The organism is Eoetvoesiella caeni, assembly GCF_003315175.1.
Taxonomy (GTDB): Bacteria; Pseudomonadota; Gammaproteobacteria; order Burkholderiales; family Burkholderiaceae_B; genus Eoetvoesia; species Eoetvoesia caeni.
On the sequence record NZ_QNRQ01000002.1, the window covers coordinates 609949 to 623144 of the forward strand.

14 protein-coding genes are annotated in these 13196 nt (G+C 58.8%); 4 read left to right on the top strand and 10 right to left on the bottom strand.

From position 1 onward, the window contains the following. Positions 1–23 precede the first annotated feature (23 nt). From DFR37_RS06500 to DFR37_RS06540, 9 genes are all read right to left on the bottom strand, one after another. Positions 24–1169, bottom strand: a complete 1146-nt coding sequence (locus DFR37_RS06500) for an ABC transporter substrate-binding protein (protein WP_113932384.1) — start codon at positions 1167–1169, stop codon at positions 24–26. A gap of 58 nt (positions 1170–1227) precedes the next feature. Next, complete coding sequence (locus DFR37_RS06505; RefSeq protein ID WP_113932385.1) at positions 1228–1770, bottom strand: flavin reductase family protein; 543 nt, start codon at positions 1768–1770, stop codon at positions 1228–1230. Between the two features lie 84 nt (positions 1771–1854). After that, positions 1855–3114, bottom strand: coding sequence for an acyl-CoA dehydrogenase family protein (locus DFR37_RS06510; protein WP_113932386.1), 1260 nt, complete (start codon positions 3112–3114; stop codon positions 1855–1857). Between the two features lie 18 nt (positions 3115–3132). Then, positions 3133–3924, bottom strand: a complete 792-nt coding sequence (locus DFR37_RS06515) for an alpha/beta fold hydrolase (protein ID WP_113932387.1) — start codon at positions 3922–3924, stop codon at positions 3133–3135. Then, entirely contained in the window at positions 3921–4958 is a 1038-nt protein-coding gene (locus DFR37_RS06520; protein WP_113932388.1) for a 2,5-dihydroxypyridine 5,6-dioxygenase NicX family protein, read from the bottom strand. Before DFR37_RS06520 ends, DFR37_RS06515 begins: the two co-directional genes overlap by 4 nt. 433 nt (positions 4959–5391) lie before the next feature. Continuing rightward, on the bottom strand, positions 5392–6168 hold the full coding sequence (locus DFR37_RS06525) for an alpha/beta fold hydrolase (RefSeq protein WP_113932389.1): 777 nt from the start codon (positions 6166–6168) through the stop codon (positions 5392–5394). Then, positions 6165–7574 (bottom strand): purine-cytosine permease family protein, encoded by a 1410-nt coding sequence (locus tag DFR37_RS06530; protein ID WP_113932390.1) that lies wholly within the window; start codon positions 7572–7574, stop codon positions 6165–6167. Before DFR37_RS06530 ends, DFR37_RS06525 begins: the two co-directional genes overlap by 4 nt. 283 nt (positions 7575–7857) lie before the next feature. Beyond that, positions 7858–8928, bottom strand: coding sequence for an aromatic ring-hydroxylating dioxygenase subunit alpha (locus DFR37_RS06535; protein ID WP_113932391.1), 1071 nt, complete (start codon positions 8926–8928; stop codon positions 7858–7860). 211 nt (positions 8929–9139) lie between these two features. After that, complete coding sequence (locus tag DFR37_RS06540; RefSeq protein ID WP_113932392.1) at positions 9140–10075, bottom strand: LysR family transcriptional regulator; 936 nt, start codon at positions 10073–10075, stop codon at positions 9140–9142. Between the two features lie 95 nt (positions 10076–10170). Between DFR37_RS06540 and DFR37_RS06545 the strand changes: the two genes are divergently transcribed. From DFR37_RS06545 to DFR37_RS06560, 4 genes are all read left to right on the top strand, one after another. Next, positions 10171–11325, top strand: a complete 1155-nt coding sequence (locus DFR37_RS06545) for an ABC transporter substrate-binding protein (protein WP_113932393.1) — start codon at positions 10171–10173, stop codon at positions 11323–11325. A 219-nt stretch (positions 11326–11544) separates the two neighbouring features. After that, a complete protein-coding gene (locus tag DFR37_RS06550; RefSeq protein WP_242341724.1) occupies positions 11545–12021 on the top strand; it encodes a cupin domain-containing protein in 477 nt (158 codons plus the stop codon). Positions 12022–12126: 105 nt separating this feature from the next. Then, complete coding sequence (locus DFR37_RS06555) at positions 12127–12390, top strand: AbrB/MazE/SpoVT family DNA-binding domain-containing protein (RefSeq protein ID WP_113932394.1); 264 nt, start codon at positions 12127–12129, stop codon at positions 12388–12390. After that, positions 12383–12826, top strand: coding sequence for a type II toxin-antitoxin system VapC family toxin (locus DFR37_RS06560; RefSeq protein WP_113932395.1), 444 nt, complete (start codon positions 12383–12385; stop codon positions 12824–12826). The genes DFR37_RS06555 and DFR37_RS06560 overlap by 8 nt, the downstream gene beginning before the upstream one ends. Before the next feature lie 71 nt (positions 12827–12897). Here the strand turns inward: DFR37_RS06560 and DFR37_RS22965 are convergent, their stop codons facing one another. Beyond that, positions 12898–13086 carry a hypothetical protein gene (locus tag DFR37_RS22965; protein WP_113932396.1) on the bottom strand — a complete coding sequence of 63 codons (189 nt, stop codon included), beginning with the start codon at positions 13084–13086 and terminating at the stop codon, positions 12898–12900. Positions 13087–13196 lie beyond the last annotated feature (110 nt).

Here is a 13196-nt window from a genome sequence, read left to right on the forward strand (position 1 = left end):
CGGACTCTATGGAGACGGAAAGCTTACTTGGCCAGGGCCCAGGCGCCGTTCTTGACGGTAATCAGTTCTACGCCGCGCTCGTCAAAACCGCTATGGTCTTCGGGAGTCATGTTGTAGATGCCTTGCGTGCCGGCCAGGTCTTTGACTTTTTCCAGTTCGTCGCGCAGCGCAACGCGGAACTCCACCGTGCCGGGCTTGGCGGTTTTAAGCGCCGCAGGCACGGCCCGTTGCAGCAAGAGGCCGGCATCGTACATATTGCCGCCGAAAGTGGCTGGTTCGCTGCCGTTCAGTTTCTTGTAGGCGTTGATATATTCCAGGGCGACTTTCTTGGCCGGGTTGCTGTCGGGGATGTCGTTGGGAACCAGCATCACGCTACCGCCCAGGATAGTGCCTTCGACTTTCTTGCCGCCCAGCTTGATGAACTCGTTGAGCGCGGCCCCGTGGGTCTGGTAGATCGTACCCTTGTAGTTCATGTCGACCAGGGTGACTTCGGGCAGGACGGCGGGGCCGCCGGGGGCGGCGATCAGGACGGCGTCGGGCTTGGCGCTGAGCACACGCAGCGCCTGGCCGGTTACCGAGGTGTCGGGACGCTTGAAGCGTTCGTTGGCAACGATCTTGATGCCTGTGTCAGCCAGCATCTCTGTCATTACCTTGTGCCAGGTTTCGCCGAAGGTATCGCCTGTGCCGATGAAGCCCAGCGTTTTGACGTTGTTCTTGACCATATGCTTGATCAGGGCGCTGGCGACCAGGCCGTCGTTTTGCGTGGTCTTGAAAACCCAGCGGCGCTTGTCGTCCATGGGCAGCACGATGGCGATGGTGCCTACCGGCGCCAGCATCGGCATTTTGGCCTGGGCGATGAAGTCCAGCGAGGCCATGGCATTGGGCGAGCTTGATGGTCCAATGATGGCGTCGACCTTGTCTTCGGTGATGAGCTTCTTCAGCACTGTGACGGTGGCCGAGGGGTCGCTGCCGTCGTCATAGGCGACATATTCGACTTTTTGGTCGCCGATCTTGGTCGGCAGCAGCGGTATTGTGTTCTTTTGCGGAATGCCGATCAGTGCGACGGGGCCAGTGTTGGAAGAAATGACGCCGATCTTGATTTGCGCCTGCGCCGTCGCGGCCAAGGCAAAGCCGGCCAAGGCAATGGAAATGAGGTGTCGGTATTTCATTGATGTCTCCGATTATTATGGTGAGGTACTGCAATGGGGTTGCGGTAAAAATTCTATTTCAGCCCTGCGTATCATACTGGGCCGCCGTTGCGTAAGCTCCTTGCCAATAGACCAGGGGCCGGCCTTCGCGGTGTTCGAAATGGTCGATGATGCCAAGCACGATATCGTGGTCGCCGGCGGTTACCATGGAATGCACATTGCACTCGAATGCGGCCAGCGTGCCGTCAATGACCGGCAGGCCCCATTCCGATGGGCGGTATTGAACATCGGTGAAGCGCTCGGCCACGGGACCCGTCATTTTTTGCGCCAGGCTGCGCTGGTCTTTTGCCAGGACGTTGATGACGAAGCGGCGCGCCTGGCTGACGGTGGAATGGGCCAGCGAGCCGCGCACTACATTCCAGCTGATCATCGGCGGGGCCATGGAAACACTTACGAATGAATTGATGGTTGCGCCATAAGGCATGCCTTCGCCGTCCAGCATGGTGACGACGGCGATGCCCGTGGGAAAGCGGCCGAAGGCGTGGCGCAGATCGGGCTTGGGTGGCATAGTGGCGGCGGCAGTCGAGGCTGCGGCTGGGTTACGCGGACTTGCGTGAATCATAAGGCACCATTCAAAAGAGGTGAAGGCAACGGTTGCACTGTTCAAGTCCGGCTGTGTCGCTCGCCGGACCGGACAGCGTAAGGATCAATCGTCGCGTTCGTTTTCGTTGTAGAGCAGGCCGTATCCAAGACGGTCGACGCAGATTTCCGAGGTCCAGGGCAGCATCAGTGCACCGCAGCGGCTGTCGCGGTACATGCGCTCGAGCGGGAAGGTCTTGAGCATGGCCTGGCCGCCGCAGACGCGCACTGCCGCAGCGCAGATTTCGGCGCAGTACTCCATGATGGTGTACTGGCAGGCATAGGCGCGCATGCGTTCGGCCCGTGAGGGATTGCGCTTGAACTCGGACGTTACGCGATGGAACAGGGCCCAGGCTTGCTGCAGCTTGATGTACATCTCGGCGATGCCGAACTGCTTGGTGGGGTACATGCGGCGCTTCACATTGACGCCGGCGACTTCGCCGCGCAGGTAGGCCACGGAAAAATCGTAGGCGGCCTGGGCCACACCCATATAGCAGGGGGTAAGCGTCATGAACATGTGCGGATACTGTGAAGCCGCCTTGATGTACATGCCGCGCGGCATGAGCTGAGCCGTGTCGGGTACGAATACGTCCTTGAAGATCAGTGTGCGCGAAACCGTGCCGCGCATGCCCAGCGGATCCCAATCGCCCACGACCGATACGCCCGGGGCGTCGGCCGGCACGGCGATGAACATGGTGTCGGCCAGGCTGGCGTTGGGTACGTCTTCAGTGCAAAGTACGCCGTAGTAGTCGGCCGAACCGGACAGCGAGGCGAAGATTTTCTTGCCATTGATGATCCAGCCGTCGCCTTTGCGGGTGGTGATGGTGCCGAAGGGATGCTTGCCGGCGGCGGCGCCGCTGCCTTCCGAAAAAGGCTGCGAATAGATTTTGCCGGCCAGCATGTTGGCGTAGTGAATAGAGCGGTTGTTCTCGTGCGAGGCGCGCTGCTCGTCGGTCAGCTCCATGTCGTCGACCATGCCGGCGGTCCACAGGGAGTTGGCGTTGTGCATATTGAAGGTGTTGGCCGTGGAGCCGCAGTAGTAGGCGATGCGCGTAGCCACCAGCGTGTAGGTGCGGTAGTCGGCGCCGATGCCGCCCAGGCGCTTGGGCACGCACAGTCCCAGAAAGCCCATTTCCTTCAGGTCGTTGTAGTTCTCGGTCGGAAAGCTGGCTTCACGGTCGTACTTGAAAGCCCGCTCGGCCCACTTGATGCCGTATTCATCGACCTTGGCGAGCAGGGACTTTTGCAAGTCGGTCAGGGTGGCGCCGTCGAACATGGTGTTGGCGTCGGCCGACTGCGAATGTTGTTTAAGGTAGCTGCTGTCCATGTTTGTTCCTGGTGGTAATTATGCGTGTGCCGGCTGGGACTGTGCCGACAGGAAGTTTTCGATGATCTGATTGAAGGCGTGCGGAGCCTCTAGATTGGCCATATGCCGCACTGCCGGGATTTCCTGGAACTGCGCATTGGGAATTTGCTCGGCCATGCGCTTCATGCCTTTGGGCGGCGCCTGCGTGTCCAGTTCGCCGGCCAGCAGCAAGGTCGGCACGGCAATGGCGCCCAGCTCGGCCTTGCGGTTGAATGTAACCAGCAGGCGCATGGCGTCGAGGTAGCGTTCGGTGCTTATTTCGCGCGCGGCGGTGCTGGCCATTTCGCGCAGGGCGGGCGTGCACTCGGGGCTCATGAAGCCGCTGAGCAATGTAGGCGCGGCCTGGGCAAAGCTGCTGTATTGCGCCATGGCGTCGGTACGCTGGCGGATGAATTCTTGTTTCCACTGCGGGTCCGAGCTGCCGAATGCGGCGCTTGTAGCCGACAGAACCAGGCTGGCGACGCGTTGCGGGTGGCGATGATAGAACTCTTGCGCGACCATGCCGCCGATCGAGTGTCCCAAAATGTGCGCTTTGCCGATGTCCAGCGCTTGCAGCAGGGACTCCAGCGAGTCGGCCAATGAGTCCCATCCTAGTGTTTCCAGCGCCGGAGAAGGCCCGAATCCGGGCTGCGTCCAGGCCAGGGCCAGGCGCGAGCGGCCGAAATGGTTAAGCTGGGGCAGCCAGATTTCGGCGGTCGAGCCCATGCCGTGCAGCATGACAAGGGGAACGCCGCCGCTGCCGCTGGCAAGCGAGGAGGGCAGGGCGCTCACCCGAAAACCTCGCACAGTTGGCCGTTGTCGACAACGGCTTGCCCGTCCAGTTGTATGGTGCAGTTGCGCATGGGCAGGTCGAAGTGCCCCAGAGTGTGCCGTCCCGCCATGTCGTTGGCGCCGGTCGAGTACAGGAAGTTGCCCGCAAAGGCCCGGATTTCCGTGCCATTGGTCTCGGTCTTGTCGAACATCTGCAGGGCATCCCAGCGCGCTTGCGGATTCATGCCCCAGCCGACATGGCTGACCGCGTATGCGTTGCGGTCTTCCCAGGCCTGCATATAGCTGCGCATCAGTTCCGCGTCCAGGCTCTTGCCTTCGATGCGCGTGATGTAGTCATTTTCAATGTGCAGGACAATCTGGCTTTCCAAGTAGCGCTTGAAGGTCAGGTTGACGTCGCCGATATCCAGCACCAGGGTGCCGTTGACCGCATCGGCTTTCGGGAAAGCCAGGCACAGGCCGCCCGGCCAGTGCTGCACCAGGCCTGGCCGGTCGGCCCCGCCCCAGACTCCGCCGACGCGTGCGCCGGACAGCGTAATGTCCAGGTGCGTGCCGGCGGCGGAGGTGACGGTCATGGTTTGCGCCTTGGCCAGCATCCGCACGCCGTTTTTTACTTTCGAGGTCAGGTCCAGGTCGGTAGTCAGGCGGTCGAGGATCTCCGGGTGCTCGTTGCTGACCATGATGACGCGCGCGCCCGATTCAAGAATCCGGGGCAGCTCGGGCGCGTGCAACAGGCCTTCGACGGTAAGGTCAACGACCAGGCCGGGGCCCGAAAGCGCTTGCAGCACAGGCGGCATGTTTTGCACAACGTGCGATGCGCCGGTCGAGCGCACGGGGACGGGCGTGTTGGAGGGCAAGGACGGCACGACGATTTTTACGGGAATGGCGCCCATGCGTGCCAGGGCCAGTTCCGCCAGTTCGATGTTGATGGCGCGGCTTTCCGTCTCGGCAAGTATGCGGACGATCTCGCCCGGTTCTACTTTGCACTTGCGGAAGGTTTGTTCAAACGCCCGCAGCCATTTTTCCTGCACTTTCATTTTGCTCTCCGTTGCCGGTGTCTCGTACGCCTGGCTTGTTTGCCTGGCCGGACAAGGTTCCAGCCTTGTCGTTTTATGCGTTGGCGGCTGAATATTTAATTAATAGACTCATGAGTCGAATAATAGTGAGATTAATTTTAAGCGTCAAGCAATCGAAGTTGTTTTTTGCTATCCCAAGGGTAATTGCTGATCCCGGCCCGGATGCGGCAGGGGCAAGGAAAACGCCTAATGCCGCTGCTGGTTGCAGAGCGGCATTAGGCGTTATTTGGATCGTGCTGAAGGGCTTTTCGAGGACGATGGCGCTATGGCCGCGCCATCAGTTTCGCGTTGTGCGGCCAGGTGTTGCCTGGGCAACATTTGCGCCCGTGGCAACCGGCCTTCAGAAAAGGCCGGTGCCCTGTTCGGCTGGTTCGATTTAGCTTAACTTAGAAGACTAAGTTTGATTTCTCAGGAAATCGTCGACGATCTCATTGAAGGCGGCGGGCGCTTCCAGGTTGGACATATGTTGTACACCCATGATTTCGGAAAACCGCGAATTGGGTATTTGTTCTGCCATGCGCTTTATCCCCTTGACCGGAGACTGCAAGTCCAGTTCGCCCCCGACCAACAGCGTAGGAACAGCAATGGAGCCCAGGTCGGCCTTGCGATTGAAGGTGACAAGAAGCTGCAGGGTTTCCAGGTAGCTTTCTTTGGTGATGTCACGTGCCGACGTGATGGCCAGTTCGCGCAAGACGGGTGTGATTCTGGGCCCGGCCAATTCGTCGAACAGGGTCGGGGCCGCCTGAATGAAATCGCTGAACGGTTCCAGGGCCTGTTCGCGCTGGCGCACAAATTCTTGCTTCCATTGCGGGTCGGAGCTGCCGAACGCGCCGCTGCTGGAATACAGAATCAAGCTGGCCACGCGTTTCGGGTAGCGGTGATAAAACTCTTGCGCAACCATCCCGCCCATTGAATGGCCCAGCAGGTGGGCTTTATCGATGTTCAGAGTGTTCAGCATGGAGTCCAGCGAGTCGGCCAGCGCCTCCCAGCTTAATGCTTGGGGCGCGGGCGAAGGGGCTATTCCCGGCTGGGTCCAGGCTATCGACAGGCGCGAGCGGCCGCAATGATTGAGCTGCGGCAGCCAGATCTCCGCGTTCATGCCCAGGCCGTGCAGCATGACAAGAGGAGTGCCGCCGTGGCCGCTGGCCAGCCAAAAGGGGGATGTATTCATTTGCCTGCCGTTGCCAGCCTTAGTATGGGATAGAGGATGATGCTGATGGGCAGCGATGTGAAGAACTCGATATGAATATATTGGTTCAGCACATAGTGCGCCAGCACAAAAGCCACGACCAGGGTCACGATGCCCGACCAGTTGATGTCCGGTACCGGCGGGTTATGCTGGCCGCGCGAGCGCTGGATGGGCTTGACGATGAAGTAGTCGGAAATCATGATGCCCGCAAAGCAGGTGGTCAGTATGCCCAGGACCGTAAGGAAGGAATTGAACCAGTCAAGAATGGATCCCACCAGCATGATGCAGGCAATGAGGTTGGCCACAATGACGAACACGATACGGCCTGGGCGCCAGTTGAACAGCGCGTCGCACAAAGCGGTCAGCGAAAGCGAGGAGCTGTAGGTATTGAGTACCTGGGCCTTGGACTGCGCCAGGATCATCAGGATGGTGCCGATGATGCCGCCGAAAATAATGAAGGCTGCTGCGATGCTGTCGGGGCTTTGCAGCGCCATAGCCTGGGCCGCTTGTTGCGTAAGCCCGCCCACGGTGACGTGATATTCGACGATCTGGCCCATGCCGGCGTACATGACAACGCCGCCCACGATCAGCATGACCAGGTCCATGGCGATATTGCCGAACAGCGCCGCCAGCCCGATATCGCGCGAAGTGCGTGCGTAGCGGCCCAGGTCGGCGTCGACCAGGGCCAATGCGCCCGCGGAACCGATAAGCACGTTGACGGCGAATGCGAACTTGCCGGCGTCGGTGTCGGCCCCCATGGCTTTAAGCGCTTCGGGCGGCATTTGCGCGCCGAATTGGAAGACGCTGGACCATGACTGCCCGGATGTGGCAATGACGTCGATGACCATGTAAAGCAGCACAAGCAGGAAGCCGACGAGCGCAATGGAGGACACCTTGGTGACCATCTTGAACCCGAAGGCGGTCAGCAGGATCCAGGCTATGGTCAGGATGCCGTAGATGACGAAGCGCGCGCCGATGGTGTCCGGCAGGCCGAAGTAAAAAAGAAAGCCTTTATAAAGCAAGGCGTTTTCAACGGCCAGAAAGCCGATGATCATGAAGCCGTACACCAGGGCCAGAACGGCGGAGCCGCGCGTGCCGAAACCATGGGCGCGGGACATCACGCTGCTGGACAGGCCGGTGCGAAAGGCGATGTGGCCGGCCCCCCAGCCGATGAGGGCGCCGCAGATAGTGACCAGTATGCCGGCCAGTATGCCGATTTTTATACCTGCGACAAAGGTAACCAGAGCCCCGATGAAAAGCTGGATCAGGGTGGTGACGATGCCCGCAGTGCTCCAGGTGATTTTCAGCCAGTTTTGACGTTGGTCGTCGGGGACCGCCTCAAGCGCATGGTCGTCCATGCGGTTGCCGATATTGCTTGCTTCAGCCATTGTTTTTCTCCAGGTGTTGAATTGAAGTCATTCAATTCCGTTTTCGGCTTCTTGATGCTTTGAATCGCGGGAAGCTGAAATCCATCGCACTTTGCCTGTATAAGCGTGCTACTGGGAGAGCGCCGCATTACGCGGCGGCTGCAAGCAATACCAAAATCAGGCGGTGCTTTTACTTGAAGTGTAAAACAATCTTTCACAAATAGAAATAGATATGAAAGAGTGAGTGTCGGCAGTGCAATATGGGACGCGGCCGGACAGACAGCCGCCGCGGCCATGCCGCCTTCTAAAGGGCTTCCGTCATCGCGATGTTCTTTCTGGGCGCGGCGGATATCGCGACTGTTTCGCCGTCCACCGTCTTTTTCACTAGCGAACGAAAGAGTCCCAATGCCCGGTCTGCCCGAATGGGAATCATGTTGAAGTCGGGCCTCAGGTCCAGGCTGCGCGATTGCGCCGTGATCATCCTGCGGTCTTCTTCGAAGGCGACGACCACGCTTTGGTGTATCGATGCGGTCACCTCAGGCTGGTCGATGGCAAAGTTGTGCGGGTGGCAGAAAAAGTAATGAGTCGAATTTTCGGTTTCGGGCGTCAGTGCCTGGCAGCCGCGGAACTCCGCAGCATTGTCGCGTTTGCCTTCGGCCGCCCCGGTTCCGGTGGGTGCCATGCCCGAGTCCATCAGGAACACGCCGGGCAGGACAAAGTCGTACTTGTTCCAGCGGTCTACTTTGCCGTCGTAGTGTTTGACCTTCTGGACGAAGGGCGGCGCATCGATATTCATGGCCCAGCGCGTGACGCGTACGCCGTTGTCCAGTGCCTCGATTTGGGCGGGCGACTCGGCGTAAGCCGCGGGGCCACCCAGAGTATTGGGGTGGACATAAGGCAGATGGGCCAAGTCCAGCAAGTTGTCGGCGATCAGCAAATAGTTGGTGTCGTAATGCGTATAGCCCTCCAGGTGCCGCCAGTCGGGCGAGCTTAGCCAGGGAGTGTCGGGAATCAATGCCGGGTCGGCCTTGTCGGCTTCGCCCATCCAGATCCACAGCCATTTGTGGCGCTCCACGATGGGAAAAGTATTGACCCGAACCGAGTCCGGGATGCGGTCTTGCGCGGGAATTTCCACACAGGCGCCGTCGCGGTCGAACTTCAGGCCGTGATACATGCAGCGCAGGAAGTCGCCTTCACGGCGTCCCATGGACAGCGGCGCGCCTCGGTGGCAGCAGCGGTCTTCGAACGCAACAGGCCGCCCGCCGCTGTCGCGCCACATGACGACGGGTACGCCTATAAAAGTGCGCGCGATGAAGTCGTCGGCACCTACTTCACTGGCCCATCCGGCCACATACCAGCAATTCTTGATGAACATTTTCGTCTCCTGATCCAGGCCGCGTTCTATTGCGCCTTCGGATCAAGATAGACCTGGCTTGTTCATGCGTCAATGCCATACCTTGCATCAATATTATGAGCAGTGAACATGATATATAAGAGGGTGCAAATGGCCGGTCGCGTGTTTCGAAGCCTGTGATGGCGTTTTGGCTGTCAAGCCCAGGCACCGGCATGCACTCGGCAACAGCACACTAGCGCATGCCTTCCGGCAGCTCGGAAAAGGTTTCCTTGACCAGGCCGCGGAGCCAGACAATGGCGCGGTCCTGGTGAAAACGCGGATGCCAATACTGGCGTAGCGAGAATTTGGGCAGCGCCACGGGCGGCTCAAACACCTTGACCAGGTTATGGCGCGCAAATACGGTGCCCAACGACTGCGGCACGGTAGCCAGGAACTCCGGGTGCTGGTCCAGCAGCAAAGGCACAAAAAGAAAATGCGGCGTCGTGAAGGCGATATGCCGCTTGATGCCGGCGTCTTCGATGACCGAGTCATAGGCGCGCAAGCTGCGGCCCGCCAGCATTACAGCCACGTGCGGCATGCTGCAGAACTGCTCAAGCGAAAGCGTGTCGCCGATTTCTTTATTCTTGACGCTGGCTATGGTCACGAACGGGTGCATGAAAAGCTCTTGCTGGTACAGGCCTTCGGGGGCGTTCATCACAGAACCCAGCACCAGGTCGGCCTCGCCCGAAGCCAGCGTGGCTTCCATATTATGCGGCGGGACTTGCAGCGTGTGGATCGAACAATGCGGGGCCACTTCCTTAAGCCGGCTTAGCAAGGGCGGGATGAACACAAGTTCACCCATGTCGGTGACACACAGGCTGAATGTGCGTTTCGCCTGGCTGGCGTCGAATTGCGCCTGCGACAGCACACGGTTGCGTATCGAGTCGATGATCGCCAGGATGTCCGGCGCCAGTGCTTCGGCCTTGGCTGTGGGCGTGACGCCGCGATAACTCTTGATGAACAGCGCGTCGTCGAAAAAAACGCGCAGCCGCGCCAAAGAGTGGCTCATGGCGCTTTGCGTTATGCCCAGGGTCTGGCCGGCTCGCGTTACGCTGCGTTCGCGCAGCAAAGCGTCGAATACAACAAGCAGGTTCAGGTCCAGGCGGCTTATATCATGAGCATCGTTCATGAAATACATTCCTGACATGGTATTGCGTGATAGTAGCGGCTCTCATAAGCTTCCTGCAAGCCAACCCGTTCATGAGGGGGCGCAAGGAGACAAATATGAAAATCAAAGCTTTTATCGCGACATCCGTCGTCTGTGCCGCCGTTGGCTTGTCCGTTCCCAGCTACGCGGACGTTGTCGTGGGCGTCACCATATCGTTGACCGGGCCGGGTGCTTCGCTGGCCATTCCGACCAAGAACGCCATCGATATTTTCCCGCGCGAGATCGACGGCCAGGCAATCAAATACGTCGTGCTGGACGATGCCTCGGATCCGGCCGGAGCGGTACGCAATTTCAAAAAGCTGGTCGACGAATACAAGGCCGATGTCATTCTGGGGTCTTCGATCAGCCCTGCAACCATGCCCTTGGTCAACCTGGCGGCCGAAACGCATGTGCCGCTGCTTAGCCTGGCGGCTTCTTCCAGGATTGTCGAGCCCCAGGACGAAGTGCGCCGCTGGACCTTCAAAGCGCTGCAGAACCAGCAAATGATGATGGGCGTGACCATAGACCATATGGTCGCCAGCAATATCAAGAGCGTGGGCTATATCGGCTTTTCGGACGCCTACGGCGAGTCGTGGCGGCAAGAGCTGACAACGCAACTGGAGCCGCGCGGCATCGCCTTGAAAGCGGTTGAGCACTACGGCAGCAAAGACACTTCGGTGACCGCGCAGATCCTGAAGATCATGCAGGCCAAGCCCGACGCAGTTTTCATTGCCGCGGCCGGCACCCCTGGCGCCTTGCCGCAACGAACCTTGATCGAGCGCGGCTACAAAGGCGCTGTGTACCAGACCTACGGCATAGCCAACGAAAAATTCCTGCAGTTGGCGGGCAAAGATGCCGACGGAGCGTTGTTTTCAGTGGGACCGATGCTGGTTGCCGAACAATTGCCGGCGTCCAATCCCATCCGCGCCGTTGCGCTGGACTTGACGCACAAGTACGAAGCCAAATACGGCAAAGGCTCGGCTTCGGTCTTCGTGGCCAATGCCTGGGATACCTATCTTTTGCTCAGCTCGGCGCTGAAGGCTACTTTGCCAAAACAGAAGCCTGGAACCGAAGCCTTCCGCAGCGCCCTGCGCGACTCGCTGGAGCAAACCACGGACTTGGTCACCTCTCAAGGCGTCATGACCATGTCGCCCAAGGACCACGTCGGCTACGACAAGCGGGCCGCTGTCATGGTGCAGGTTAAGGATGGGGGGTGGAAGTATGTGGAATAAGGCATAAAGGCCAAGGCAGCCATGAGGATGATGCAATTCCCACTATATGTCCGCTACAAATGCGCATAGACTGTGCGCAGCTCAAACTACTAAATTCGGCGCCAGCGAACCAACACATAGGCTCTGCGTAGCGCAGTACATCCATGGATTTGGGCAAGGCCCGGGCAAGCCGAACGGTTTGGCGGAGGCGACATAAAACACAATAAAGAGGAAGTCATCATGAATCGTTCCAAGCTGGTAAGCTTTTTGCCGTGGCGCCGGTGCATGCGGCCACAGAAGGGAGGCCGGCTGGCGCTGGCGCTGGCCTGTCTGTTGATCACAGGCACAGTCAACGCGCGCGAGCCGCAGCCCGCTGCCGTCCAGGCCGAAACGCTCTTGCGTACCGGCTCATCATGGGACGGCGTAGCCTATAAGTCCTACCCCTCCGGCCAGCCCGAGCTGACCGTCCTGAAAATCACCATCGCGCCGCATACGTCCTTGCCCTGGCATACCCACCCCATGCCCAATGCCGCATACGTGCTGTCAGGTGAAATCACGGTCGAGAAAAAAGACAGCGGCCAGAAGAAAGTATTGTCGGCGGGCCAGGTCTTGCCCGAGATGGTGAACGAACTGCATCGCGGCACCACCGGCGACCAACCCGTCGAACTCATCGTTTTTTATGCGGGCACCAAAGACATGCCTTTGTCGGAGCATTGAAGCCTGCTGCCGCGGCCTGAGCCTGAACTGCTCTTAGTATTGCATCGGTCCAGGAGCAGAGGGTAGAATTCCAACTATGAATTCCTACTTACTCGGAGGCCTGCTATGCAAATAACTGAAAAAGGGCAAGTCACCATTCCCAAGCGCCTGCGTGATGCTGCCGGTATTCTGCCGGGAAGCTATGTGTCTTTTGCGCTGGAGGGAGGAAAGATAATTATTCGCAAGGCTGGCACAGGGACAGGCGATAGGCGTAAATTATTGCGTGCCGCTGCAGCCAGGGTGCGCAAGAGCCTGGATGAACCGTTCAGGCAAATGGACAGCGAAGATATCATGGCCTTCCTGCGTCCTGACGACGACGGCCATGCTTGATCTATCCAAATATGACGGTTCAGCCGGCTTTCTGGTTGACACCAATATCTGGATCGATTGTATGGACGCCGACAGCCCGTGGCATGAATGGGCTGTGGATCAGCTTCAGAACTGCAGCGAGCAAGCGCCCCTGCACATTAATCTGATGATTTACACTGAATTGCTGATTCCCGGCCCGGATGTCGACGCGCTGAACGCGATGCTTGATGTCTATGACACACTGCGCAGCCCGCTGCCATGGGCGTGTGCAGCGCTTGCTGCGCAAGCTTACCTTGGCTACCGACGCGGTGGTGGAACGCGCCTTGTGCCGCTGCCCGATTTCTACATCGGCGCTCATGCCGCCGTTTCCAACCTTTGCGTACTTAGCCGCGATGTGAAACCGTATCGCAACTATTTCCCGCGGTTGCTCTGTATCGGCCCTAACGAGAACATTTAAAACCTTATGACAGAGGTAAGGCGACGAGCCTGCGGAACTCATGATTTTTATGCTGGCACAAAGGAGTTGCGTTAGGGCGGGTGTTGTCCGTTATCGAACTTCCCCAAAATTGTTCTGGCCGAGAAGGTTAGGGGATGCTTAAGCCAGATCTTGATGCGTGCATTCAGGCTTACCTTACTTTTTAAAGCCTGGGCCTCCTTTTCTTGATAACGTTCGAGTGCCTCTTGCAACGTGGTGCGCTCAAGCTCGGAGCGATCCATAAAGATTCCTCGCCGCAGCTTGATGCGTCGGCACAGGTGGAACCTGACCGATGATCAATACAGCAACCTGATGCAGTACCTGGAGATGTTTCCGGTGCTTAAAGCCCTCT

Coding starts and splice junctions, on each gene's coding strand:
- DFR37_RS06540 (WP_113932392.1), bottom strand. CDS start 10,075: ATGAACGATGCTCATGATATAAGCCGCCTGGACCTGAACCTGCTTGTT.
- DFR37_RS06510 (WP_113932386.1), bottom strand. CDS start 3,114: ATGGACAGCAGCTACCTTAAACAACATTCGCAGTCGGCCGACGCCAAC.
- DFR37_RS06505 (WP_113932385.1), bottom strand. CDS start 1,770: ATGATTCACGCAAGTCCGCGTAACCCAGCCGCAGCCTCGACTGCCGCC.
- DFR37_RS06560 (WP_113932395.1), top strand. CDS start 12,383: ATGCTTGATCTATCCAAATATGACGGTTCAGCCGGCTTTCTGGTTGAC.
- DFR37_RS06500 (WP_113932384.1), bottom strand. CDS start 1,169: ATGAAATACCGACACCTCATTTCCATTGCCTTGGCCGGCTTTGCCTTG.
- DFR37_RS06520 (WP_113932388.1), bottom strand. CDS start 4,958: ATGAAAGTGCAGGAAAAATGGCTGCGGGCGTTTGAACAAACCTTCCGC.
- DFR37_RS06525 (WP_113932389.1), bottom strand. CDS start 6,168: ATGAATACATCCCCCTTTTGGCTGGCCAGCGGCCACGGCGGCACTCCT.
- DFR37_RS06555 (WP_113932394.1), top strand. CDS start 12,127: ATGCAAATAACTGAAAAAGGGCAAGTCACCATTCCCAAGCGCCTGCGT.
- DFR37_RS06530 (WP_113932390.1), bottom strand. CDS start 7,574: ATGGCTGAAGCAAGCAATATCGGCAACCGCATGGACGACCATGCGCTT.
- DFR37_RS06545 (WP_113932393.1), top strand. CDS start 10,171: ATGAAAATCAAAGCTTTTATCGCGACATCCGTCGTCTGTGCCGCCGTT.
- DFR37_RS22965 (WP_113932396.1), bottom strand. CDS start 13,086: ATGGATCGCTCCGAGCTTGAGCGCACCACGTTGCAAGAGGCACTCGAA.
- DFR37_RS06550 (WP_242341724.1), top strand. CDS start 11,545: ATGAATCGTTCCAAGCTGGTAAGCTTTTTGCCGTGGCGCCGGTGCATG.
- DFR37_RS06535 (WP_113932391.1), bottom strand. CDS start 8,928: ATGTTCATCAAGAATTGCTGGTATGTGGCCGGATGGGCCAGTGAAGTA.